The organism is Brevibacterium linens ATCC 9172, from assembly GCF_900169165.1.
In the GTDB taxonomy this organism is placed as follows: Bacteria; Actinomycetota; Actinomycetes; order Actinomycetales; family Brevibacteriaceae; genus Brevibacterium; species Brevibacterium linens.
On the sequence record NZ_FXYY01000002.1, the window covers coordinates 197,267 to 220,773 of the forward strand.

At 66.9% G+C, this 23,507-nt stretch carries 20 protein-coding genes; 18 read left to right on the forward strand and 2 right to left on the reverse strand.

What is annotated here, in order from left to right; genetic code table 11:
* Positions 1–66: 66 nt before the first annotated feature.
* On the reverse strand, positions 67–1,086 hold the full coding sequence (locus BLIN9172_RS02460; RefSeq protein WP_101553685.1) for an aminoglycoside phosphotransferase family protein: 1,020 nt from the start codon (positions 1,084–1,086) through the stop codon (positions 67–69).
* Entirely contained in the window at positions 1,083–2,078 is a 996-nt protein-coding gene (locus BLIN9172_RS02465; protein WP_101553686.1) for a hypothetical protein, read from the reverse strand. The genes BLIN9172_RS02460 and BLIN9172_RS02465 overlap by 4 nt, the downstream gene beginning before the upstream one ends.
* A gap of 191 nt (positions 2,079–2,269) precedes the next feature.
* Between BLIN9172_RS02465 and rimP the strand changes: the two genes are divergently transcribed.
* From rimP to BLIN9172_RS02555, 18 genes are all read left to right on the forward strand, one after another.
* Positions 2,270–2,734, forward strand: coding sequence for a ribosome maturation factor RimP (rimP, locus tag BLIN9172_RS02470; protein WP_101553687.1), 465 nt, complete (start codon positions 2,270–2,272; stop codon positions 2,732–2,734).
* A 137-nt stretch (positions 2,735–2,871) separates the two neighbouring features.
* Positions 2,872–3,834, forward strand: coding sequence for a transcription termination factor NusA (gene nusA / locus BLIN9172_RS02475; protein WP_101553688.1), 963 nt, complete (start codon positions 2,872–2,874; stop codon positions 3,832–3,834).
* 72 nt (positions 3,835–3,906) lie between these two features.
* Positions 3,907–4,182, forward strand: a complete 276-nt coding sequence (locus tag BLIN9172_RS02480; protein WP_101553794.1) for a YlxR family protein — start codon at positions 3,907–3,909, stop codon at positions 4,180–4,182.
* A 130-nt stretch (positions 4,183–4,312) separates the two neighbouring features.
* Positions 4,313–7,243: a translation initiation factor IF-2 gene (infB, locus tag BLIN9172_RS02485; RefSeq protein WP_101553689.1), complete on the forward strand. Its 2,931-nt coding sequence runs from the start codon at positions 4,313–4,315 to the stop codon at positions 7,241–7,243.
* A 191-nt stretch (positions 7,244–7,434) separates the two neighbouring features.
* Positions 7,435–7,869, forward strand: a complete 435-nt coding sequence (gene rbfA / locus BLIN9172_RS02490) for a 30S ribosome-binding factor RbfA (RefSeq protein ID WP_025777281.1) — start codon at positions 7,435–7,437, stop codon at positions 7,867–7,869.
* Between the two features lie 191 nt (positions 7,870–8,060).
* The gene (locus BLIN9172_RS02495; protein ID WP_101553690.1) at positions 8,061–8,969 is read left to right on the forward strand and encodes a VldE C-terminal domain-containing protein; all 909 of its coding nucleotides are present in this window, start codon (positions 8,061–8,063) and stop codon (positions 8,967–8,969) included.
* A 12-nt stretch (positions 8,970–8,981) separates the two neighbouring features.
* On the forward strand, positions 8,982–9,920 hold the full coding sequence (gene truB / locus BLIN9172_RS02500; RefSeq protein ID WP_101553691.1) for a tRNA pseudouridine(55) synthase TruB: 939 nt from the start codon (positions 8,982–8,984) through the stop codon (positions 9,918–9,920).
* A gap of 99 nt (positions 9,921–10,019) precedes the next feature.
* On the forward strand, positions 10,020–10,640 hold the full coding sequence (locus tag BLIN9172_RS02505; RefSeq protein WP_101553692.1) for a hypothetical protein: 621 nt from the start codon (positions 10,020–10,022) through the stop codon (positions 10,638–10,640).
* A complete protein-coding gene (locus BLIN9172_RS02510) occupies positions 10,630–11,001 on the forward strand; it encodes a hypothetical protein (RefSeq protein ID WP_101553693.1) in 372 nt (123 codons plus the stop codon). Before BLIN9172_RS02505 ends, BLIN9172_RS02510 begins: the two co-directional genes overlap by 11 nt.
* Before the next feature lie 101 nt (positions 11,002–11,102).
* On the forward strand, positions 11,103–12,041 hold the full coding sequence (locus BLIN9172_RS02515; protein WP_101553694.1) for a bifunctional riboflavin kinase/FAD synthetase: 939 nt from the start codon (positions 11,103–11,105) through the stop codon (positions 12,039–12,041).
* A gap of 91 nt (positions 12,042–12,132) precedes the next feature.
* Positions 12,133–12,402: a 30S ribosomal protein S15 gene (gene rpsO, locus BLIN9172_RS02520; protein WP_039210907.1), complete on the forward strand. Its 270-nt coding sequence runs from the start codon at positions 12,133–12,135 to the stop codon at positions 12,400–12,402.
* Positions 12,403–12,790: 388 nt separating this feature from the next.
* Positions 12,791–15,013 (forward strand): polyribonucleotide nucleotidyltransferase, encoded by a 2,223-nt coding sequence (locus BLIN9172_RS02525; protein ID WP_101553695.1) that lies wholly within the window; start codon positions 12,791–12,793, stop codon positions 15,011–15,013.
* 62 nt (positions 15,014–15,075) lie between these two features.
* Positions 15,076–16,389: a M16 family metallopeptidase gene (locus BLIN9172_RS02530; protein WP_240811924.1), complete on the forward strand. Its 1,314-nt coding sequence runs from the start codon at positions 15,076–15,078 to the stop codon at positions 16,387–16,389.
* A 76-nt stretch (positions 16,390–16,465) separates the two neighbouring features.
* Positions 16,466–17,071 carry a TetR/AcrR family transcriptional regulator gene (locus BLIN9172_RS02535; RefSeq protein WP_101553696.1) on the forward strand — a complete coding sequence of 202 codons (606 nt, stop codon included), beginning with the start codon at positions 16,466–16,468 and terminating at the stop codon, positions 17,069–17,071.
* A 114-nt stretch (positions 17,072–17,185) separates the two neighbouring features.
* A complete protein-coding gene (locus BLIN9172_RS02540; RefSeq protein WP_101553697.1) occupies positions 17,186–18,382 on the forward strand; it encodes a Glu/Leu/Phe/Val dehydrogenase dimerization domain-containing protein in 1,197 nt (398 codons plus the stop codon).
* A 4-nt stretch (positions 18,383–18,386) separates the two neighbouring features.
* Complete coding sequence (locus tag BLIN9172_RS02545; RefSeq protein WP_101553698.1) at positions 18,387–20,489, forward strand: acetate--CoA ligase family protein; 2,103 nt, start codon at positions 18,387–18,389, stop codon at positions 20,487–20,489.
* Between the two features lie 62 nt (positions 20,490–20,551).
* Entirely contained in the window at positions 20,552–22,126 is a 1,575-nt protein-coding gene (locus BLIN9172_RS02550; RefSeq protein ID WP_257904148.1) for a thiamine pyrophosphate-dependent enzyme, read from the forward strand.
* A 70-nt stretch (positions 22,127–22,196) separates the two neighbouring features.
* Positions 22,197–23,363: an acyl-CoA dehydrogenase family protein gene (locus BLIN9172_RS02555; RefSeq protein ID WP_101553699.1), complete on the forward strand. Its 1,167-nt coding sequence runs from the start codon at positions 22,197–22,199 to the stop codon at positions 23,361–23,363.
* Positions 23,364–23,507: the final 144 nt, after the last annotated feature.

Consider the following 23,507-nt stretch of genomic DNA (forward strand, 5'->3'; position numbering starts at 1 on the left):
ACTACCTGACGGGGGCCCAGCAACCTCGCGCGAGGTTGCTGGGCCCCCGTCAGGTAGCAAGTGGGGTCAGCCGATGGGTTTGAGGGCGTGAGCGTTGACTCCGGCGACATCGGCGCCGGACAGGGCGCGGGCCACCCACAGGGAACGAGCCGCATCGGCCAGGCTCGAATTCGACCCACCGGAGGCTGCGCGCAGGTACCAGAACATGTTCGTGATCTCACGAGCCACGGTCGCGCCCATCCCGTACTGCGGATCGACCCCGGCACACAGCGCCAGGTCCGTGGCGAAGCCGCGCAGCCACGCCGCCTGCGCCTGCGGATGGTCCGAGGGGATCTCGGCCAGACGGTTCCACAGGATCGGGGCCAAGGTGTACGCGGTCGGACCGGCCAAGGGCTGCGGATCGATGGCCTTCCATGTCGAAATGCCCGTCGGGTCGGGGTTGCCGGCGAGAATGTTGTAGTAGTGCAGATCGGCATGGATGAGCCAGTTCTCATCCGACGAGGCCAGGGTCTGCATCCAGTTGCGGGCGAACGACAACAGCAGGGAATCGTGCGGACCCGCCTCCGACCACCCGGTCAGCAGCGCGGCATCGGCATCGAACGAGTTCAGCCACCCGGCCACGACATCCTGGACGCGCAGGAACTCCGAGGTCGCCGGAATCTCCAGGGACCGTTGCAGGGCACCCCAGATCGGTGGCACATCGGCCAGGGGCAGCACGGAGAGATTGTCCTTCGTGCGCAGCCGCTCCTGCAGAGTGACCCGGAAGCTGCGATCATCCCGAATGACCCGCACGGCCCCGTGCCCGTTCCACATCTTCAACGCGCGCAGCACCTGCGCATGCGCTGCCGTGTGCGCCGAGGTGGGAGCCGCGAACCGCAGCACCCCCTGATAGTTCTCCTGCGTGAGCACCGGAATCACCAAGGACTCGCAGCCGGCCCATGGGGCGCCGGGCACATCGTCGAAGCGCAGCTTCCACCGGTCGAGGAGCTCATTGGCCATATAGTCGAGCGCCGCAACCCACGAATCGGTGCGGTATTCGCCGATGATCTCGCGCGTCGCACGGTAGAGAACCGGTGGAACCTTCACTTCTGCACCTCCGCCTGCCCGGGTTCGTCATAGGTGAATCGCAGCGGCTGCGGGTCGGCGAAGACCGATCGGGTCCGGGCCGATTCCCACAGCCGCAGAATCGCCGAGGCGTCCGCCTCCAACCAGGGCAGAAGTGCCGACGCGATGCCGTCCTCGAGGGAGAGCGCGAGGTCCTTCGCGGAGTCCGCGTCCGTCGGGGTGGGGTCGAGCTTCCACGCCGAGGCGGCCGGATCGGCCGTGTGCTCACCGAGGCGTTCGAGCATCTCCCCGGACAGAGCACCCAGGGATTCGAGCCGAGCCAGCGCAGCCGTGCGTTCGCGTGACTTCGAGCCGAAGTTCACGGCGAGCCGCTCATAGCCGTACGCGGCCGCCCGGGACTGGTTGAGGATCGCGTTGTACATGTCTGCCTGCCCCGCGGTCTCCTCGCTTCCGGAGTCATTCGCTCCGGCATCCGCGTCGGCCTTGCCGGCGGCGCTGGGCGACGCCGTCGACTCAGCGCCGCGGTCCGAGCCGTCGAGCTCCTCACGCCCGGCACGGATGAGTTCGGCGGCGGTGGTGATGATCTCCGGCTTCTTCGCCCCGGCCACCAGGGCCAGCCCTGTGGCCACATCGGCCAGGACGGGAATGAGACCCGATCCCAGGGACGCCGAGGCCTCGAAGACGGCGCGGGAGGCCACCTCGGCGGCTTCGACGAAGGTCCGTTCATCCTCGGTCGGGGGTGCCTCGGTGGCGAACTCTGTCGGCGGATTCCACACCGGTCCGACCGCCGCAGCGAAAGCGGCGAGGTCCTCACCAGCGGTTTCGGGATCCCCTGTGCCGGGGGAGGCGGAGTCGAGGATGCGGGCCAGACGGTTGCGCAGCTGCTGGGTCGCATCCAGCGTGGGGATCTCCGGGTCCTGATCGAGTCGCAGACCGCAGGCGGTGAGCAGACCCACGCTCAGCCCGCCGACGCCGGCAGTCAACAGGCCGCGGCGACTGACGGGAAAACGCATACGGCAATCCTATCGGATGCCTCGTCACGGGCGGGGGAGACCCGATCGACACCCGAACCGGGACGAAGGCTTAACCTCGACGGCGGCTGTCGCTTAGGGTGGGTGAGAACACGGCGGTCGCACACGTGCACGGTACGCCGGCCCCCTCGCCCCGCCTCGGCGACGGGGACGCACAAGGATATGGAGGAGACATGGACGAAGACGTCGAGCGGATCAAGGGCCTGCTCGCCCCGCCCCTGCAGGAGGCGGGATTCCACCTCGAGACCGTCAAGGCGGTCGCGGCCGGTCCGCGGCGCACGCTCACCGTCGTCGTCGACCTCGACGAATCGAGCACCGATCCGATGTCGATGGAGAAGATCGCCGAATCGACGAAGATCGTCGGCGACGCCCTCGACGAGGTCGAGATCTTCCGGGACAAGCCCTACCAGCTCGAGGTCACGAGCCCTGGCGCCACCCGGAAGCTCGAGACCCCACGCCACTTCCGACGCGTCATCGGCCGGCGTCTGGAGATCACGACGAAGAAGGACACCTTCAAGCTCGACCTCGCCGAGGTGGGGGAGAGCTCGATCACGGGCACGGACCCCCAGCGCAAGGAATCGAAGACGGTCGACCTCGGTGAGATCCGCAAGGCTCAGGTGGAACTGAAGTTCCGCTGAGGCGAACCTCACGCTCGGACGGCAGTGAGATGGCCCCAGCACGGACAGAGTGCGGGCGCGGACTGGGATAGACTGTTACGCCTGCATAAGTGAACACAGACAATTCAATGCTCGGTTGAGCGAGAGAGGATTTAGACATGGACATCGACCTCAATGTTCTGCGCGTGATCGAACGAGAGCGTGAGATTCCACTGGAAACCCTCATCGAACTCATCGAACAGGCGCTCTTCCTCGCCTACCAGAAGACCGAAGGAGCCTGGCCCGACGCCCGCGCCGAACTCGACAAGTCCACCGGCGAGGTGCGCATCCTGGCCGTGGAGTTCGACAACGACGACAACCCGATCGGCGAATTCGACGACACCCCCACCGGCTTCGGCCGCATCGCCGCCCAGACCGCCCGACAGGTCATCCACCAGCGGTTGCGCGATGTCGAGGACGAGACCCTGCTCGGCACGTTCAAGGGACGCGAGGGCGAGATCGTCTCGGGCATCATCCAGCAGGGCCGGGACCCGCAGATGATTCAGGTCGACATCGGCGACGTCGAGGCGGTGCTGCCGCCGCACGAACAGGTCCCCGGCGAGACCTACGCCCACGGCACCAGACTGCGCGTCTACATCGCCGATGTGCACAAGGGCACGAAGGGCACCTCGGTCACCGTCTCCCGCACCCATCCGAACCTCGTGCGCCGACTCTTCGCCCATGAGGCCCCGGAGATCGCCGACGGCACCGTCGAGATCGTGTCTCTGGCCCGCGAGGCCGGCCACCGGACGAAACTCGCCGTGCGCGCCACGAAGCCGGGAGTCAACGCGAAGGGATCGTGCATCGGCGAGCTCGGCTCACGTGTGCGGGCGGTGATGAACGAACTCGGCCAGGAGAAGATCGACATCGTCGACTACTCCGACGACCCGGCGAAGTTCATCGCCCACGCGCTGTCCCCGGCCAAGGCCAAGAGCGTCGAGATCCTCGACGCCGCCGCGCAGGAATCCCGTGCCGTCGTCCCCATCGACCAGCTGTCCCTGGCCATCGGCAAGGAAGGGCAGAACGCCCGCCTGGCGGCCAAGCTCACCGGGTGGAAGATCGACATCGTCGCAGGCGAGTAGCCTGTCGCAGTGATTCGCACCACTGGCCCCCTTGGCGCGAGCGGGGGTGCTGGTGCTGTAGAATCATTCATTGTGAATGTTGGTGATGGACCCGTAAGGACGTGCATCGCCTGTAGGCAGAGGGCCGGTCGGGACGAGCTGACACGCTTCGTGTTCCGCCCCGACCAGCATCCCGCCGTCGTCCATGACGTGTCAGCGACACTGCCGGGACGTGGTGCGTGGGTGCATCCCGATGAGAAGTGCCTGAACAGGGCCCTGACCACTGCCGCCTTCGCTCGATCCTTTCGAACGAAGATCACCGCCTCGGACCTCCCGAGGCCGGACACCGAACCCAAAGAGAACGGGTAGCCGAATGGATGACAAGTTGTGAGTGTCGCACGATGACACCCAGACGGAATTCGAGAGAGCAGTGAAATGAGTACTGCTCGTCATTGATGAGGTTCTTTCCTGACCGGGAAAGAACCCGGACAGGAGAACTGTGGCAAAGCCCCGTGTCCATGAGCTCGCGAAAGAGCTCGGCACAACAAGTAAGAACGTCCTCGAAAAGCTCCAGGACATGGGCGAATTCGTTCGCTCCGCCTCTTCGACGCTCGAAGCGCCCGTCGTGCGCCGCGTGAAGGAGGCATTCGCCGATTCCGCTTCCGCCGACGGTGGGAAGTCGACCGGCGCGAAGAAGGCCGCCAAGCCGGCCGCGAAGCCCGGAGCCCCGAAGCCCGGTGCGAAGCCCGCACCCAAGCCCGCCGCGAAGTCGGCTGCGAAACCGGGTGCTGCCAAGCCCGGTGCTGCCAAGCCCGCCGGAGCGGCGACGTCGGCCCCCGCCGAGGATGCCGCCCCCGCTGCGAAGTCCGCGCCGAAGTCCGCGCCGAAGCCCGGCGCCAAGCCGGCCGCACCGAAGGCCGATCCGACCGAGGCTCCCGCAGCCAAGCCGGCTGCCTCCTCGACGCCGAAGCCCGGTGCCCCGAAGCCGTCTGCCGCGCCCAAGCCCGGCTCCCCGAAGCCCGGAGCACCCAAGCCGGGTGCGGCGAAGCCCGGCGGTCGCGGTGCCGGACGTCCCGGAAACAACCCCTTCGCCTCCTCGCAGGGAATGCCGAAGCCCGGCCGCGGACCCAAGCCCGGCGGTCGCTCCGGCGGTCAGGGTGGCCAGGGCGGTCAGGGAGGCCAGGGCGGACGCCCCGGCAACAACCCGTTCGCGCCCTCGCAGGGAATGCCGAAGCCCGGTCAGAAGCAGCGCTCCGGCGGTGACGAGACCTCCGGCGGCTCGCGTCCGGCACCTCGCCCGGGCGCACCTCGCCCGAACCCGTCGATGCTGAAGAACTCGGCACTGAACAAGCCCGCTCCCGGCCGCGGTCGCGGCGGCGGACGCGGAAATGCCCCCGGCGGTGCACCCGGTGCACCGGGCGGCGGTCCCGGCGGACCGCGTCGCGGACCCGGCGGCGGTCCCGGTGGTCGCGGTTCAGGTCGCGGTCGCGGAAGCACACAGGGTGCATTCGGCCGCGGCGGCGGTCCCCGTCAGAAGGGACGCAAGTCGAAGCGGGCGAAGCGCGCAGAGCTCGAGCAGATGCAGGCTCCGTCGGTCGGCGGCGTCACCGTTCCGCGCGGAGACGGCAACACTCCGCTTCGTCTGCGTCGCGGCTCCTCGCTGGCTGACTTCGCCGAGAAGATCAACACCGATCCGACGAACCTCGTGACCGTGCTCTTCCACCTCGGTGAGATGGCCACGATCACGCAGTCCCTCGACGAGGCGACCTTCGAGGTCCTCGGCGAAGAGCTCGGCTACAAGATCGAGATCGTCTCGCCCGAAGACGAAGACCGTGAGCTGCTGGAGACCTTCGACATCGACCTCGATGCCGAAGCCGCAGAAGAGGACGACGAGGACCTGCAGGCACGTCCGCCGGTCGTCACCGTCATGGGTCACGTCGACCACGGTAAGACCAAGCTGCTCGACGCGATCCGCTCGGCCAATGTCGCTTCTCGCGAAGCCGGCGGAATCACCCAGCACATCGGTGCCTACCAGGCCGAGGTCGAGCACGAGGGAGAAGATCGCAAGATCACCTTCCTCGACACCCCGGGTCACGAGGCGTTCACCGCCATGCGTGCCCGTGGTGCGAAGTCGACGGACCTCGCGATCCTCGTGGTCGCCGCCGACGACGGCGTCATGCCGCAGACGATCGAAGCTCTCAACCACGCTCAGGCGGCCGATGTGCCGATCGTCGTGGCCGTGAACAAGATCGACAAGGAAGGCGCCAACCCCGCCAAGGTCATGCAGCAGCTGACCGAATATAACCTCGTGGCCGAAGAATACGGCGGCGAGACCATGTTCGTGCCGATCTCCGCGCTCAAGCGCGAGGGCATCGACCAGCTGCTCGAATCCGTTCTGCTGACCACCGATGCGGCCCTTGACCTGCGGGCGAACCCCGACAAGTCCGCTCGCGGCATCGCGATCGAAGCCAAGCTCGACAAGGGCCGCGGTGCGGTTGCCACCGTCCTCGTCGAGTCCGGCACCCTGCGTCAGGGCGATGCCATTGTCTGCGGCACCGCCTACGGACGTGTGCGTGCGATGTTCGACGAGAACGGAAACGTCGTCGAGGAGGCCGGACCCTCCCGCCCCGTGCAGGTGCTCGGCCTGTCGTCCGTCCCGCGTGCCGGTGACTCGTTCATCTCCACCGATGACGACCGCACAGCCCGTCAGATCGCTGAGAAGCGTGACGCCATCGAGCGCAACGCCGCTCAGGCCCGCGGTCGCAAGCGCATCAGCCTCGAGGACTTCACGAAGGCTCTGGCTGAGGGCAAGGTCGACATGCTCAATCTCATCCTCAAGGGTGACGTCTCCGGTGCTGTCGAAGCGCTCGAGGATTCGCTGCTCAAGATCGATGTGGGCGACGACGTCGACCTGCGGATCATCCACCGCGGAGTCGGTGCGATCACGGAGAACGACATCAACCTGGCCACGGTCGACAATGCGATCGTCCTCGGCTTCAACGTCCGTCCGGAAGCGAAGGCTCGCGACCTGGCAGACCGCGAAGGCGTCGACGTCCGCTACTACTCGGTCATCTACCAGGCGATCGACGACATCGAGTCCTCGCTCAAGGGTATGCTCAAGCCCGAGTACGAAGAGGTCCAGACCGGTACGGCGGAGATCCGCGAGGTCTTCCGTTCCTCGAAGTTCGGCAACATCGCCGGCTCGATCGTCCGCGACGGCCTCATCAAGCGGAACTCGACCGCTCGCGTCACCCGCGACGGAATCGTCATCGGCGACAACGTCCACATCGAATCGCTGCGCCGGTTCAAGGACGATGCGACCGAGGTCCGCGAGGGCTACGAGTGCGGTATCGGACTCGGCAAGTTCAACGACCTGCGCGTCGGCGACATCATCGAGACCTTCGAGATGCAGGAGAAGCCGCGCGACTGATCGGTCGCACCGCGAGTCGCATCCGCCTGATCGGAGCGCAGCAGCGCACCCGAGGAGACGGATGGGACTGACACCATGAGTCGACGGCTCCGGTCGGCCCCCGGACGGGGGACCGACCGGAGCCGGTTCGATTCCACCGCTAATATAGGGCCGGAAGAGTTGTTCCGGCCCCGAACAGAAGGACACGCACCATGGCAGACTCGACACGGGCCCGCAAGATCGCCGACCAGATCAAGGTCATCGTCGCCAGCACCATCGAGCGCAAGCTCAAGGACCCCCGCCTCGGCTTCGTCACCGTCACCGATGTGCGCGTGACCGGCGATCTGCAGCACGCCACCATCTTCTACACCGTCTACGGCGACGACCAGGACCTCGTCGGCACCGGTCATGCCCTCGAATCGGCCAAGGGCTTCATCCGCTCCGAGGTCGGCAAGGGACTGACGATCCGTCTGACTCCGAGCCTCGAATTCATCGCCGATGCCGTCCCCGAGGCGGCCGCCCGTCTCGACGGTCTGCTCGCTCAGGCCGCCGCCGACGATGCCCGCGTGGCCGGGCTGGCCAAGAACGCGCAGCATGCAGGTGAATCCGACCCGTACAAGAAGACCGACGACGCCGACGAAGACTGATGGCCGCATCCGACCGGCCAGATCATCGCTCCTGGTCATCGGCGGAGAACGGCAGAACGGCGGCTGAGGGGCGGATTTGAGCTTCGTCACGTCGCGAAAAAAGTTCTCGTAACAGTTTTGTTATCTTTCCGAGATGTCGTAGACTTCTTGCGGTAACGAAATGATTACGACTCTGTTAAGGGAATTCTGCATTGGGTAAGCACTCCTCACCGAAGCCGTCGTTCGCGAAGCAGCTGATCCGGGATCTGACTCCCGGCAAGCGCCCCGCCGGACGACGCGCAGCGAATGCGCCGTCCTCGGCGACTTCCGTGCTGGCGACCGTCAAGCAGCGTCCAGTCGTCGCCGCGATCGCCGTTCCTGCAGCCGCGACCGCCGCCGTCGTCGGTTCGACCGTTGTCATGGGGCCGCCCGAGTCCGGCAACGTCACCACCGAAGCCGCCTCGACGACGACCCCCGAGGAGTCGACCACTTCCTCGACCGTGAGCCAGAAGGAGCTCGACGCCGAACGCAAGAAGGCCGGCGAAGAGTACCTGGAGAAGGTCAAGGACGACCCGAAGTACAAGAACAAGTCCTCGAAGACCGACCTCGAGGTCAAGGCCCCGCCGAAGCCCAAGCCAACCGCCGAATCCTCGGCCGCTGCGAAGACGAGCGACGATTCGTCCTCCGACGAGAAGTCGAGCGATGAGAAGTCCTCCGACGAGAAGTCGAGCGATGAGAAGTCCTCCGGCGGCGGCACCTCCTCGGACACCTCGGCTCCGGCCTGCAGCGTGTCGTCGTCGATCGAGTCCGGTCTGCTGCCGAACGCCGTCAACGGCTACCGTGCCGTCTGCGCGAAGTTCCCCGAGGTCAAGACCTTCGGCGGACGTCGTCCCGGCACCGGTTCGGACCACAACACCGGTGAAGCCGTCGACATCATGATCACGGGTGCCACCGGCGACCGCATCGCCGAATACCTCATCCAGAACCAGGGTGCTCTCAACGTCAAGTACGTCATCTGGGAACAGCGCATCTGGATGCCCGGACGGGGCTGGAAGGGCATGGAGGACCGCGGAGGCGCGACCGCCAACCACTTCGACCACGTGCACGTGTCCTTCAACTGATCGCCGAACCCAGTGAGCGATTCTTCCCCACAGGGCGTCCTCGTCTGCGACAAGCCGCAGGGACTGAGCTCCCACGGTGTGGTCTCCCGCATCCGCCGCTGGTTCGGGACGAAGAAGGTCGGCCACGCCGGCACTCTCGACCCGATGGCCACGGGCGTGCTCGTCCTCGGCCTCGGCCGCGGCACCAAGCTGCTCACCTATATCACCGGGGTCTCGAAGACCTATTTCGCCACCATCCGTCTGGGGTCGTCGACCCCGACCGATGATGCCGATTCCGAGCCCGATCGGTTCGCCGATCCGACCGATCTGGCACGTGTCGACACTTCTGCCATCGAGGCCGCCGTGGCCAAACTGCGCGGTCCCATCGACCAGGTGCCCAGTGCGGTCTCGGCGATCAAGGTCGACGGCAAGCGCTCCTACGCCCGTGTCCGTGCCGGCGAGGACGTCGAACTCAAGGCCCGCCGCGTCGAAGTCTCGGAGTTCCAGATCATCGACATCCGCTTCGCCGCCGTGGACGGACATATCGACGTCGATGTCGAAGTCGACTGCTCGTCGGGCACCTATGTGCGCGCCCTGGCCCGCGATATCGGCACCGACCTCGGCGTCTTCGGCCACCTCACCGCGCTCCGGAGGACGCGTGTCGGCGATTTCCATATCGACCAGGCCGAGATCCTGCCCGCGGACCTCGACGTCCCCGCGCCCACCCTCATCTCGCTCGCCGAGGCGGCCCGCACCCTCCTGCCCGTCGTCACCGTCGATACCGATCGGGCCCGCGCCCTCATGCAGGGCAAGACCGTTGCTGCTGGTGACTGGCATACCGACCCCGATGCCGACGACACGGGGAGCCGAGAGGTCGCCGTCGTCTGCGACGATGCCCTCGTCTCCGTGGCCGAGGTGCGTCGGAACGGCGGTCTGAAGTCGCTGACCGCCTTTGCCATCGACCTCGCCTGACGGGGCCAGCCCCACACTCGGAAACAATGAGTTCAGTTGTATTTGTCAAGTACAACTAAAACTCTTGTATCCGATGCAATCATCTGATCTACTTGTCCTATGTTCGTCTTGACCATCGACCAGCAGGACTCGCGCTCACACGCCGACGCCGTGCCCCGAATCCTCGAGGCGCTGGCGCCGATCGAGACGATCGTCCCCTTCGCCCGCACCATCGGGGACGAGGTCCAGGGGGTCCTCGACGACCCTGATGCCGTCGCCGAGGCGGTCCGCCGCGTCGGCGTCGACGCCGGCTGGCATATCGGCCTCGGCATCGGCGAGGTCGAACGACCGCTGCCCGAGTCGACCGCCGAGGGCAGGGGAGAGGCCTTCTACTCCGCCCGCCGGGCGGTCGAAGCGGCCAAATCCGCACCCGCCCACCTCGTCGTGAGTGCCGATCCGGACGGTGACCATCGTGGGCTGGCCGAGGCGGCCCTGCGGCTCCTGATCAGCACACTGACCGAGCTGCGCGGACACTCCCGCGGCTACGTCGGATACCGACTCGACCATCCGGACGCCACACAGGCCGAGATCGCCGCGGAATTCGACGTCTCTCAACAGGCGGTCTCCCGGGTGCTGGCGGCCGGTCCCGCCGAGATCATCGCCGGGGCCGAGCGTCTGGCCCGACATCATCTCGACCGGCTCCAACGAGCCCTATCGGAAGGAGACGCACATGTGGACTGACGTGCTCGTCGCCATCGCCGCCGCCATCATCGCGGCCCTCATCGGCTGGCCACTCGTCCCGCTTCTCCTCCGTCTGACCCATGCGGGCCCGGGCTCCAAGCCCGAACGCACAGGAGCCGAGGACCTCGAAGTCCTGCGCGGCGGACTGTGGATCGGCATCGTCGAACGCGCACTCATCGCCGGAGCGATCGTGCTCGGTCGCCCCGAACTCATGGCCGTGGTCATCGCGGTCAAAGGGCTCGGACGCTTCGCGGAGATCAAATCCTCGGCGGCCGCGGGGGAGCGGTTCATCATCGGCACCTTCGTCTCCATCGCCCTGGCCTCCCTCCTCGGCGTCATCGGCTGGGCGATCGTGGCCTGACCGGGGTCTCCCGGGTCTTCCCCGCCTCGGCGAGGTCCGGGTTAGGAGGCGGAAGATCTCTGCGATAATCTGAGTCGGTGCACGGAAGGAGCGAATGTCTGGTGGAGCTGTATCACGGACTCGGTGAGGTCGAGGTCGACGCTGTCGGCACCGTCGTCACCCTCGGCAACTTCGACGGCGTGCACCGCGGACACCAGACGGTCCTTGCCACCGTCGCCGCCCTGGCCAGGCAGGAGGGCCTGCGCTCGATCGCGATGACCTTCGACCCGCACCCGCGCACGGTCCACCGCCCCGACGACCCGACCGTGATGATCACCTCGACCCGGCAGCGCGCCGAGCTCATCGCCGCCACCGGAATCGACGGCCTGCTCATCCAGCCCTACGACCTCGACTTCGCCGCCCAGTCGGCCGAGGAGTTCGTGCGCAGATATTTCGTCGAAGCCCTGCACGCGAAGATCGTCGTCGTCGGCGACGATGTCCGCTTCGGGCGTGACAACGAAGGCACGATCGAGACTCTGCGCAGCCTCGGCGAGAAATTCGGCTTCCGGACCGAGACGATCGACGAGGTCGGGCGCGGGGGACGGTATTCGTCCTCCCGGATCCGGGAGCAGCTCACTGCCGGTGATGTCGCCGAGGCGGCCGATCAGCTCGGGCGCTACCACGCACTCCACGGCACCGTCGTCCACGGCGATGCCCGCGGACGCGACCTGGGATTCCCGACGGCGAACCTCTCGGACAATCCCGACGGACTCGTCCCCGCCGACGGCGTCTACGCCGGCTGGGCGACGTTCTCGGGTGAGGATCAGGCGTACCCGGCGGCGATCTCCGTGGGCACGAACCCGACCTTCCAGGGACAGGTCCGACGGGTCGAGGCGTACGTGCTCGACAAGGAGTTCGGCGAATTCGACGTCTACGACCGTGAGATGACTCTCGAATTCGTCTCGCGCATCCGCGGGCAGGTCGCGTTCACCGGGATGGACGACCTCATCGTGCAGATGCATGAGGATATCGCCGATGTGCGCGAGGTCCTGCACACCTGATAAGCTGATCTCTGCCGTTTTCACCGGCCGCGGTCCCATAGGGCAGAGACTTCAGGTCCCTGCGCCGCGCAACGACACGAAGGAGAACTCCATGGCTCTCGATACCGCTGTGAAGCAAGAGATCATCAAGGAATATGCAACTCATGAGGGCGACACCGGTTCTCCCGAGGTCCAGGTTGCACTGCTGACCCGCCGGATCACCGATCTGACCGAGCACTTCAAGGATCACAAGCACGACCACCACTCGCGTCGTGGCCTGCTGCTCCTCGTCGGCCAGCGTCGCCGCATGCTCAAGTACCTCGCGAAGGTCGACATCGAGCGTTACCGTTCGCTCATCAAGCGCCTCGGCCTGCGCCGCTGATTCGAGTCTGCTGATCAGCACCGTCTGATCGGACCGTCTCGAACTGTTCGGAAGCGTCCCACCTCTCGGTGGGGCGCTTTCGTGCTTCTGCGGTAGACTCATGCGTGGACGCACATGCCATGGACGTTTCGGTCTTCGGTAGTGGCCTCCGGAGGAACGCGCGCTGACACAGGCTTGCAGATGCAAGTGGCTGCCGGCACCGGTTCCGTGGGCCCCGATCGATGACCGGCGTGGATCCATGCATCGTCCACTGCCAATATCCCGCCGGAAGGGCGCGGGGCTTCGCACTGTGCAATGCAGGGCGCTGCCTCTTCGCGCCGAGGGGCCTCCCTCGAGCGTTGCAGGTCTTGCGATGACCGCCGCGCACCGGCACAAACTAGGAGACTACGTGGGACTCAATCCTGAATCCGCCGTTGCCCATATCGACAACGGCAGCTTCGGCAAACACACCATTCGCTTCGAAACCGGACGACTTGCCCAGCAGGCCGCCGGATCCGCCGTCGCCTACCTCGACGACGACACCATGCTGTTCTCGGCCACCTCGGCCGGAAAGAACCCCCGTGAGGGCTTCGACTTCTTCCCGCTGACAGTCGACGTCGAAGAGCGCATGTACGCCGCCGGCCGCATCCCCGGCTCGTTCTTCCGCCGTGAGGGACGCCCCTCCACCGATGCGATCCTCACCTGCCGCCTCATCGACCGTCCGCTGCGCCCCTCGTTCGTCAAGGGCCTGCGCAACGAGGTTCAGGTCGTCGTCACCGTGATGTCGGTCAATCCCGACCACATCTACGACGCTCTGGCCATCAACGCCGCTTCGATGTCGACCCAGCTCTCGGGTCTGCCGTTCTCCGGCCCCATCGGCGGTGTGCGCATCGCGCTCATCGACGGCCAGTGGGTCGCCTTCCCGAACCACTCGCAGCTTCAGGACGCCGTGTTCAACATGGTCGTCGCCGGTCGTGTTGTCGGTGACGACGTCGCCATCATGATGGTCGAGGCCGAAGCCACCGACAACGCCATCGACAAGATCAAGACCGGTGCGCAGGCCCCCACCGAGGAGGTCGTGTCCGAAGGTCTCGAAGCTGCGAAGCCGTTCATCGCAGAGCTCTGCCGCGCGCAGTCCGAGCTCGCCGATCGTGCCGCGAAGCCGACTGTCGAATTCCCCGTCTTCCGCGACTACGAGGACGACGTCTTCGAAGCGGTGAAGGAACTCGCCGAGGCGAAGCAGACCGAGAACTTCACGATCGCTGACAAGCAGGAGCGCGAAGCCGCCGGTGCCGCCCTCCTCGACGAGCTCTTCGAGAAGCTCGGAGAGCGCTTCGAAGGCCGTGAGAAGGAGATCGCGAACGCGCTCAACGGCCTGACCAAGCAGGTCGTGCGCAAGCGCATCCTCACCGAGCAGGTCCGCATCGACGGCCGTGGGCTCAAGGACATCCGTCCGCTCACCGCCGAGACGAACGTCATCCCGCGCGTGCACGGTTCGGCGATCTTCGAACGCGGCGAGACCCAGATCTTGGGTGTCACCACCCTGAATATGCTCAAGCTCGAGCAGACCATCGACTCGCTCTCACCCGAGACGTCGAAGCGCTACATGCACCACTACAACTTCCCGCCCTATTCGGTCGGTGAGACCGGCCGCGTGGGCAGCCCGAAGCGCCGCGAGATCGGCCACGGCGCTCTGGCCGAACGCGCCCTCGTGCCTGTTCTGCCCAAGCGTGAGGACTTCCCGTACGCGATCCGTGAGGTCTCCGAGGCCCTCGGTTCGAACGGTTCGACCTCGATGGGCTCGGTCTGTGCCTCGACGCTGGCTATGCTCTCGGCCGGTGTGCCGCTGCAGGCGCCCGTCGCCGGCATCGCCATGGGACTCGTCTCCGACGTCATCTCCACCGACCAAGGCGAGCAGACCGCCTACGCGGCTCTGACCGACATCCTCGGTGCCGAAGACGCCTTCGGCGATATGGACTTCAAGGTCGCCGGTACGCGTGACTTCATCACCGCGATCCAGCTCGACACCAAGCTCGACGGCCTTCCCGCCTCGGTGCTCGGTGCCGCTCTCAAGCAGGCCCGCGAAGCACGCATGGTCATCCTCGACGTCATCGCAGAGGCCATCGACGCCCCGGCCGAGATGGCACCGACGGCACCGCGGATCATCTCCGTGAACATCCCCGTCGACAAGATCGGTGAGGTCATCGGGCCCAAGGGCAAGATGATCAACCAGATCCAGGAGGACACCGGTGCGGACATCAGCATCGAAGACGACGGAACCGTCCTCATCGGTGCCACGGACGGACCGGCCGCCGAGGCCGCCCGTTCGATGATCAATGCGATCGCGAACCCGCAGGTTCCCGAGGTCGGCGAACGCTACCTGGGCACCGTGGTCAAGACGATGAGCTTCGGCGCATTCGTCTCACTGACCCCGGGCAAGGACGGCCTGCTGCACATCTCCGAGCTGCGCAAGCTCAACGACGGCAAGCGCGTCGAGGACGTCGAAGACGTCGTCGGTGTGGGCCAGAAGGTCCAGGTTGAGATCACGAAGATCGATGACCGCGGCAAGCTCTCGCTGGCTCCGGTCACCGACGAAGACGAGAAATCGGACGAAGAGGGATCAGACAACTGATACTGAGCAGTTCGCACACCGGGGAGGGCAGCCGAATCGATCGGTCTGTCCTCCCCGGTGGTTTGACGCTGACCACCGAACACATGCCGGGCCTGGCCTCGGAGACGATCGGGATCTGGGTCGCAGCCGGGTCCCGCGACGAATCCGCCGAGACCGCCGGGTCGACGCATTTCCTCGAACACATGCTGTTCAAGGGCACCGGGTCGAGGGATGCGAAGTCCATCGCCGCGGCCTTCGACCGCACCGGCGGGGATTCGAATGCGATCACCGCCAAGGAGCTCACCTGCTACTACTCCCGGTGCCTGGTGACCGACCTGCCGAACATCACCGGGCTGCTCGTCGACATGGTCTCGAACTCCCAGCTCGATACCGAGGAGTTCGAACGCGAGCGCGGAGTGATCATCGAAGAGCTCGCCATGTCCGCCGATGATCCCGGCGACGTCCTCTTCGACGACTTCGATTCCCTGGTCTTCGGTTCGCACTCCCTGGCCCGGCCCGTGGGTGCGACGAAGGATCAGATCCGCGTACTCGGCCATCACACGGTCATCGACCACTATCAGTCGACGTACATTCCGCCTCGTCTGGTCATCGCCGCCGCTGGCGGTGCGACCCATGAAGAGGTCCTCGCGATGGTTGAGGATGCCCTCGCCGAGGCGGGGCTCGGATCTCGTGCCGACGTCTGGTCGGGTGCGGGGAGCGTGGTTCACGGTGCGGACTCGGTGGGCACCGGCGACGCGGACGGCGGGGCCGCCTCGGTGGCGAAAGGCTCGCACCTCGGTGGGGCCGCCCGGGTGCGTCCGGAATTCCACTCCGGGAAGTCGCATACGGTCAAGGACATCGAACAGCTGGGCATCATGCTCGGCTGCGAAGGTCTGGAAGAAGGCCATGACGACCGGTTCATCTACTCGGTCATGCTCACGATGCTCGGCGGCGGAATGTCGTCGCGACTGTTCCAGAGCGTGCGCGAGGAGCGCGGACTGGCCTATGCCGTGAACTGTGTGGCCAGCCAGTTCACGGATACCGGCACCTTCGGCATCTATGCCGGCTGTACGGCCGAGAACGGTCAGGCCGTCGTCGACCTGGCCATGAGCGAATGGGACCGGTTGGCGCACGAGACGCCGAGCCAGTTCGAGCTCGACGAGATCGTGTCCCAGCTCTCAGGCTCGATGGTGCTCGGTCTCGAGTCCTCTGCGGCGCGGATGAACCGTCTCGCGCGGTCGGAGATCTTCGGGCTGCCGCTCGAATCGCCGATGGACCTCATCGAACGTGTCCGCTCGGTCACGGCCGAGGACGTCAGCGAGATGGCCGGGCGGCTGCTGTCGCGGCCCAAGGCTCTGGCGCTGGTCGGACCGGCAGCCGAGGTTGAGCTGCCCTGAGCGCGTTGCCGCGTGCAGGGCTTCGGCTCTCGGTCGCGTGATGCCCGTCAGCAGGAACGTAGAAGGGGTAGGCGAGATGGCGAGGAAGAACGCGGCGGTCCGTCGGGAGGAGATCCTGGCGGCCACGGTCGAGGAGATCGAGGCAACGGTTCTGCGCGGGCTGCGCGTCTCCGACGTCGCTGCCCGTCTGGGTGTGAGCGCCAGCCTCGTCATCTACCACTTCGAGACGAAGGAAGCCCTCGTGGCCGAAGCCTTCGACTTCGCCGGGCGGCAGGACATCGACCATGCCAGGGAACTGGCAGCTGGGGCTGCCTCGGCGAGGGGGAGTGCTTCGGCTCTCCAGCGATTGCGGGACGTCGTCCGCTGGTACCTGCCCCGCGGGTCCTCGCGCAGCTGGAAGATCTGGATCGACGGCTGGTCGGCCGGACTCGTCGACGACGCTCTGCGGTCGACGTTCGCCGCTCTCGACCAGGAGTGGAAGTCGATCCTCGTGGGCCTCATGGACGAGGCCATCGCGGCAGGCGAATGCTCGGCCCCGGACGGCGGCACCGAGGCGTGTGCGACCCGGGTACTGGCCTTCCTCGACGGTCTGGCGATCCAGGTGATGGTCAATTCGCAGGCCGTCGACACTGAGGCGCTGAGCGCCTGGGTCGACGACTTCCTCCGCCGCGAACTCGGGTGAGTACGCCCCTTGACGTGGTGGGCATCGCGCCGTCAGACTTGAGTCGTACACGTTACTGAATAGCGATTCAGTAAGGCTTGGACGTCATCTGCTCCCGACTCTCCTGGAGGCCCCATGTTCATGGACATCACCTGGCAGGACTCTGTCACCGGCGCGGCAGGCTATGTCGTCATCGACACCCTCGTGCGCGGCACCGCGTCGGGCGGACTGCGTATGCGCAAGGGCTGCTCGCTCGACGAGGTGCGCGGACTCGCCCAGGGGATGACCCGCAAGGAAGCCATCCACCTCCGCGAGGGCCGACGCTATGTGCCCGTCGGCGGTGCCAAGGGCGGCATCGACTTCGACCCCCGCGCACCCGGAGCCAGGGACGTCCTCGAACGCTTCCTCGTCGACATCAATCCGATCATGCACGCCTACTGGGCTCTCGGCGAAGACCTCGGTGTCCGCCAGGACGACATCGACGAGATCCTCGACCGCCGCGCACTCGGCTCAGGACTGTCCGCCGTCGACAAGCTCGTCGACGATCCGGCCGCCGTCGAAGCCCGCGCGGACAAGGCGTTCTCCACCATCGTCGACGGCCTCGCCCAGGACGAACTCGTCGGCGGCCTCGGCGTAGCCACCTCGGTGCTTGCCGCCCTGCACGACGCCGGCCGCGCCCCCGGTGAATCCACAGCCGTCATCCAAGGATTCGGCTCCATGGGCGGAGCCACCGCCCGCTACCTCGCCGAGGCGGGACTGCGCATCGTCGGCATCGCCGATGCCGACGGATTCGTCACCAACCCCGCGGGACTCGACGTCGAAGCGCTGCTGATCACCCGCGACCAGTTCGGCGGCATCGATCGCGCAGCACTGCGCCCCGAGGACCACGTCGGCGATCGTGACGACTGGCTCGCCGCCGACGCCGACGTCCTGATCCCCGCTGCCGTGAGCTACTCGATCACGCCGGACAACTGCGACCGCATCACCGCCTCACTCATCGTCGAGGCCGCGAACATGCCCGTCCTGCCCGCAGCCGAAGAAACGCTGCAGACCCGCGGCGTCACCGTCATCCCGGACTTCCTCGCGAACTCAGCGACAAACGCCTGGTGGTGGTGGGTGACCTTCGGCGACGTCGACGGCAGTTGGGACGACAGCCGCACCATCGTCACCACCACCCTGCGCGACCTCACCGCCGAAGTCCTCACCGCCGCCCGCGACCAGGGCATCAGCCCCCGGGCGGCAGCGCAGGCGAAGGTCGATGCGAACCTCGCCGCGCTCCACGCGGCCTCTGCCGAAAACACCGCCGCCCCCGCCTCGGCGCCGGAGCGCTAGCGACATGGACGCGTTCTTCGATCCCGGCAGCGTCGCCGTCCTCGGAGCCTCGAACGATTCCAGCAAATGGGGTTTCTGGCTCGCGGCCGGAGCCCTGCGCGGATCCGAGCGCCGCCGCGTCTACCTCATCAACGCCACAGCCGCCTCGATCCAGGGCCGGCCGACGTACGCTCGCCTCAGCGACCTGCCGGAGACCCCGGAGCTGCTCGTCATCTCCGTGCCCGGCCCGACCGTCGCGGCAGTCGTCGCCGAAGCACTCGAGAACGGAGTGCGCGCCTTCCTCATCATCTCCGCCCGCGTCCCCGACGCCGACGCATTGGCTGCCACGATCCGTCAAGCCGGCGGCCGCCTCATCGGCCCGAACTCCTTAGGGCTCGTCGACTCACACGCTGATCTGCTCCTGGCCTGGGGCAATTTCACCCCCGGAAGTCTCGCCGTGGTCACCCAGAGCGGACAGCTCGGCACGGAGATCGCCACCCTCGCGGCCCGCAGCGGACTCGGCATCTCCCGGTTCGCGTCGATCGGCGGCCAATCCGACGTCCGCGCCGCCGAAGTGCTCACCACCCTCGTCGACGACCCCGCCACCGCTCAGGTCGCGCTCTACCTCGAATCCTTCACCGGCGGCGCCGCCCTCGTCTCCGCCCTCAAAGCCCTGCGCGCCGCCGGGAAGCCGACGATGATCCTGACCACCGGAGCCTCCAATGCAGGAGCGCGACTGGCACGATCCCACACCGGGTCGATGACCACGGCCATGGACACCATCGACGCCGCCTGCCGGGCCGCCGGCTCCATTCGCCTGACCACCCCCGGCCAGCTCGTCGAACTCGCCGGATTCTTCGCCTCGGCCTGGCTGCCGAACGGCCCGCGCATCGGTGTGCTCTCCGACTCCGGCGGGCAGGGAGCGATCGCCGCCGACACCGCCGAGAGCTGGGGTCTCAATGTCACCGAACTGACACCGACCACGCGACAACGTGCCGCCGGAATCCTCACCGACGCCGACCACATCGACAACCCCATCGACCTCGACGGCGCAGGAGAGAAGAACCTCGACGTCTACGCGGACCTCGCCGAGGTGCTGCTGACCGATACGGACATCGACGCCGTCGTCCTGTCCGGATACTTCGGCTGCTACGGCGAGGACGTCCCCGACCTCATCGACCGGGAACTGGCCGTCGTCGACCGGTTGGGTGACCTCGTCGCCGAGGCGAAGAAACCCGTCATCGTCCACTCGATGAGCGCATCCTCGCCGGCCGTCACCCGCCTCTGGGAGCTCGGCGTCCCCGTCTGCACCTCCATCGAAGCGGCCATGCGCGTGCTCGCCCGCGCCGACTTCTACGCCGCCCATTCGGGCCGGCTCACCGAACCACTCGAACTCACCGGCCCCGTCACCCCGTGGGGCACCGGATACGCCGCCGCCCGAGCGGTGATCGAGGACGCGGGGATTCCCGTCCCTGCCGCTGTCACCGTGGGCAGCGTGGGCCCGGGGGAGACCCGCGCACCCACCGAGGCGGTCCCGGAATCCGGACTCAATCCACCGTTCGCGCTCAAGGCCGGATGGCCTGCTCACAAGACCGAGGTCGGGGGCATCGCACTGGGGTTGAACGACCTCCACGCGGTCGAAACGGCGTATGCGGACATGGTGGGCCGCCTCGGCGATGGTGAGTACATCCTCGAGGAGATGGACACACGTGACCATGTCGTCGAGATCCTCGTCGGGGGTCGGCAGGACGAGAACTTCGGGCCGCTCGTCATCGTCGCCGCCGGCGGGACGGAGACCGAACTCTTCGCCGATACGTGGCTCGAACTCGCCCCCGTCACCCACACCGAAGCCCTCGACATGATCGCGCGGCTGAGCTGCTCGCGGCTGCTCACCGGATGGCGGGGCAGGCCCGCCGCAGACATCGACGCCCTGGCCGAGGTCATCGTCGCGGTGTCCCGACTGGTGGCCGGGAACAACGCCATCGCCGAAATCGAGATCAACCCGGTGCGAGTCGCCCCGGACGGCGCCCTGGCTGTCGACGCACTCGTCGTGACAACGGACTACCCGCCAGCGGAGAACGTGTCAGCAGGGAATGTGTCAGCAGAGAACCCGAACAGCGAGGACTGAGAATGGACCAGACGACCACCACCGGCGGGGCACATCTGGCTCGCGCACTCTAGGCCGAAGGGATCACCCGTGTCTTCGGGATCCCCGGCACCCATAACCTCGAGATCTTCGCGCAGCTGAGTGCCGCCGGAATCGCCATCGTCTCACCCCGCCACGAACAGGGCGCGGGCTATATGGCCGACGGCGCCGCCCGCGTCACCGGTGAGGTGCAGGTCGTCGTCACGACCACCGGACCGGCCGCGCTCAATGCGCTCACCGCCCTGCTGCAGTCCTTCACCGACTCCGTACCCGTCCTCCTCATCACGCCGGGCATGCCGCTGACCCACCCCGGCCGCGGCAACGGGCTCCTCCATGAGGTTCGCGATCAGTCCGCGGCTCTCTCAGCCGTCCTCACCGAGGTCATGCGGGTCACGAGTCCCGGCGAGGTGTCGCTGGCGGTGGGGCAGACACTGTCGGCGATGCGTTCGGGGCGGACCCGTCCGGCCGCAATCGAGATCCCGCTCGATCTCATCGAAGCCGCCGGCCCCGGAACACGCCACCCGTCCGTGACCCGGGCACTGCCGGCTCCGGTGCCCTCAGCGATCGATGCCGCCGCCGAGGCGATCGCCGGTTCGACGCGACCGCTCATCATCGCCGGCGCCGGAGCTCACGGAGCAGGAGAGGAGGTCGCAGCGTTGGCGGAGACGCTCGGAGCGGGAATCGTCCTGTCGTCGAATGCGAAGGGACTCGTCGACGACCGCGCCGAGACCACCATCGGCGCCATCGGGGTCCTCGAACTGCTCCCCGAGCTCACGGGCGATGCCGATGCGGTCATCGCGATCGGCACCGAACTGGCCCCCAGCGACTTCTGGCCCGACCCCCTGCCGCTGCCCGACACCGTCGTGCGCATCGACATCGACGAGGTGCAGATGCTCACGAACGCTGACGTCAGCCATCCGATCCTCGCCGCCGCGAAGGACGCGACAGCCGCCCTGAACGAGCGGATGTCCGTGCAGCGGACGGAGTCCGCGACCATCGCCGCACGGGACTGGACGGGCGGCTGGAAGGCAAGGGCCGCCTCGGCGATGGAATCCGACGGTCGACCCTGGGCCGATCTCTCGACGGCACTCACCGCGTTCGCGGAGACCGACGACTCGCCGCTCATCGTCGCGGCGGACTCGACGATGGCCTGCTACTACGGGGCGCAGACCGGGTGGAAGGCCCGCCCCGGTGACCGGTTCCTCTACCCGGCAGGGGCGGGCACGCTCGGCTTCGGTCTGCCCGCCGGAATCGGTGCGAAACTCGCGGCTCCGCAGGCCAGAGTGGTCGCGGTCGAAGGCGACGGGGGAGCGATGTTCACGATCGCCGAACTCGCCGCAGCCGTCCAGGCAGGCGTGCGGATGAGCCTCATCATCGTCGACAACGGCGGGTACGGGGAGATCCTCAACGAGATGGACGACCGCGGGGACACCCCGTCCGGGGTGAAGCTGACCGGACCGGACTTCCCGGCGCTGGCGCAGGCGATGGGGGCACGCGGGGTCCATGTCGACGGGGCAGATGCGCTGCTGGCCGCTCTCACCGAGGCGGAAGCAGCAAATGGTCCGACACTCATCCACATCACCGAGGATTCCCGGGCCGGAGCGGACATGCTCGACTGACTGGGGACGAGGGACGTCGGTCGGGCGCAATGGGGCGCCCGACCTCCACTGACAATGCGAAGGAGAACCGATGAACTACACACCGTGGCCGCTGACCGATGAACAGCACGACATCCTCGACCTCGTGCGCGGATTCGCTCACGACACGATCCGACCGGCCGGTCGCCGCGTCGACGAAGCCGACACCGAATCGCCCGTCGACATCTTCACCGCAGCCGCGAAGCTCGGGATCACCGACTTCATGATCCCCGAGGAATTCGGCGGCGGCGGATTCACCGATGTCTTCACCCAATGCCTCGTCCAGGAACAGCTGTGCTTCGGGGATCCGGGCATCGGGAACTTCGTGTGCTCGAACGGCTTCTTCGCCGACCCGATCCTCGCATTGGGCACGCCGGAGCAGAAAGAGGAGTGGCTGCGACCTCTCACGGGGCCGGAGCCGAAGATCACGGCGCTGGCGACGACGGAACCCGGCTCCGGATCGGATTCGGCGTCGATCATCACCCGGGCGGATGCCGTCGACGGCGGGTACGTGCTCAACGGGCAGAAGGCCTGGATCTCGAACGCGGGGCTCGCCGACTTCTACGTCGTCTTCGCCAAAACCGACTCCTCGCAGCGTTCGCGCGGGATCAGCGCATTCCTGCTGCCGCGGGAGACCGAGGGGATGGAGTTCGGGGCGCCGATGAAGAAGATGGGACAGCGGGCCATCGTGTGTCGGGAGATCTTCCTCTCCGACGCCTTCGTGTCCACTTCGGGCCGCCTCGGCGAGGAAGGGCAGGGGTTCTACGGACTCATGCGCACCTTCGACATCTCACGGGTGGTGCTCGGGGCTGCGGCGCTCGGCACGGCACGGGCGGCCTTCGAATATGCGCGTGACTATGCGCGAGAGCGCACACAGTTCGGGACGAGGATCATCGATCATCAGGCCGTGGCGTTCCGGCTGGCGGATATGTCCTCGCGGATCGACGCCGCGTGGCTGCAGGTGCTCAACGCGGCGCGGATGCTCGACGCCGGTGACGCCGTGGGCCGGGAGAAGACGACGGCCGCGGCGGCCATGGCGAAGCTGAACGCCTCGGAGACGGCGATGTTCTGCACCTGGGCGGCCGTGCAGACCCTCGGCGGATGGGGGTATTCGCGAGAGCATCCCGTCGAGCAGTGGATGCGCGATGCCAAGCTCGAGGAGATCGAGGAGGGCACCTCGGACATCATGCGGCTGCTCATCTCACGCAACCTCGGGTGAAACCGTCACCGGCACGCAGGTGGCGGTGGCAGGTTGACGTCGGGGCCGCCTCGGTGAGGGGGTCAGCCTTTCCGGAACGGCGTCGAGATGTCACCTCGCGTCATATGGAATAGGTTGCCGAATCCCCTTGTTGTCCGAGATGAG

Bases quoted from the DNA above. Each gene is read 5' to 3' on its own strand.
- BLIN9172_RS02555 (WP_101553699.1), top strand. From the start codon at position 22,197: ATGAACTACACACCGTGGCCGCTGACCGATGAACAGCACGACATCCTC.
- BLIN9172_RS02540 (WP_101553697.1), top strand. From the start codon at position 17,186: ATGTTCATGGACATCACCTGGCAGGACTCTGTCACCGGCGCGGCAGGC.
- BLIN9172_RS02545 (WP_101553698.1), top strand. From the start codon at position 18,387: ATGGACGCGTTCTTCGATCCCGGCAGCGTCGCCGTCCTCGGAGCCTCG.
- rpsO (WP_039210907.1), top strand. From the start codon at position 12,133: ATGGCTCTCGATACCGCTGTGAAGCAAGAGATCATCAAGGAATATGCA.
- BLIN9172_RS02535 (WP_101553696.1), top strand. From the start codon at position 16,466: ATGGCGAGGAAGAACGCGGCGGTCCGTCGGGAGGAGATCCTGGCGGCC.
- BLIN9172_RS02510 (WP_101553693.1), top strand. From the start codon at position 10,630: ATGTGGACTGACGTGCTCGTCGCCATCGCCGCCGCCATCATCGCGGCC.
- rbfA (WP_025777281.1), top strand. From the start codon at position 7,435: ATGGCAGACTCGACACGGGCCCGCAAGATCGCCGACCAGATCAAGGTC.
- BLIN9172_RS02505 (WP_101553692.1), top strand. From the start codon at position 10,020: ATGTTCGTCTTGACCATCGACCAGCAGGACTCGCGCTCACACGCCGAC.
- nusA (WP_101553688.1), top strand. From the start codon at position 2,872: ATGGACATCGACCTCAATGTTCTGCGCGTGATCGAACGAGAGCGTGAG.
- BLIN9172_RS02465 (WP_101553686.1), bottom strand. From the start codon at position 2,078: ATGCGTTTTCCCGTCAGTCGCCGCGGCCTGTTGACTGCCGGCGTCGGC.
- rimP (WP_101553687.1), top strand. From the start codon at position 2,270: ATGGACGAAGACGTCGAGCGGATCAAGGGCCTGCTCGCCCCGCCCCTG.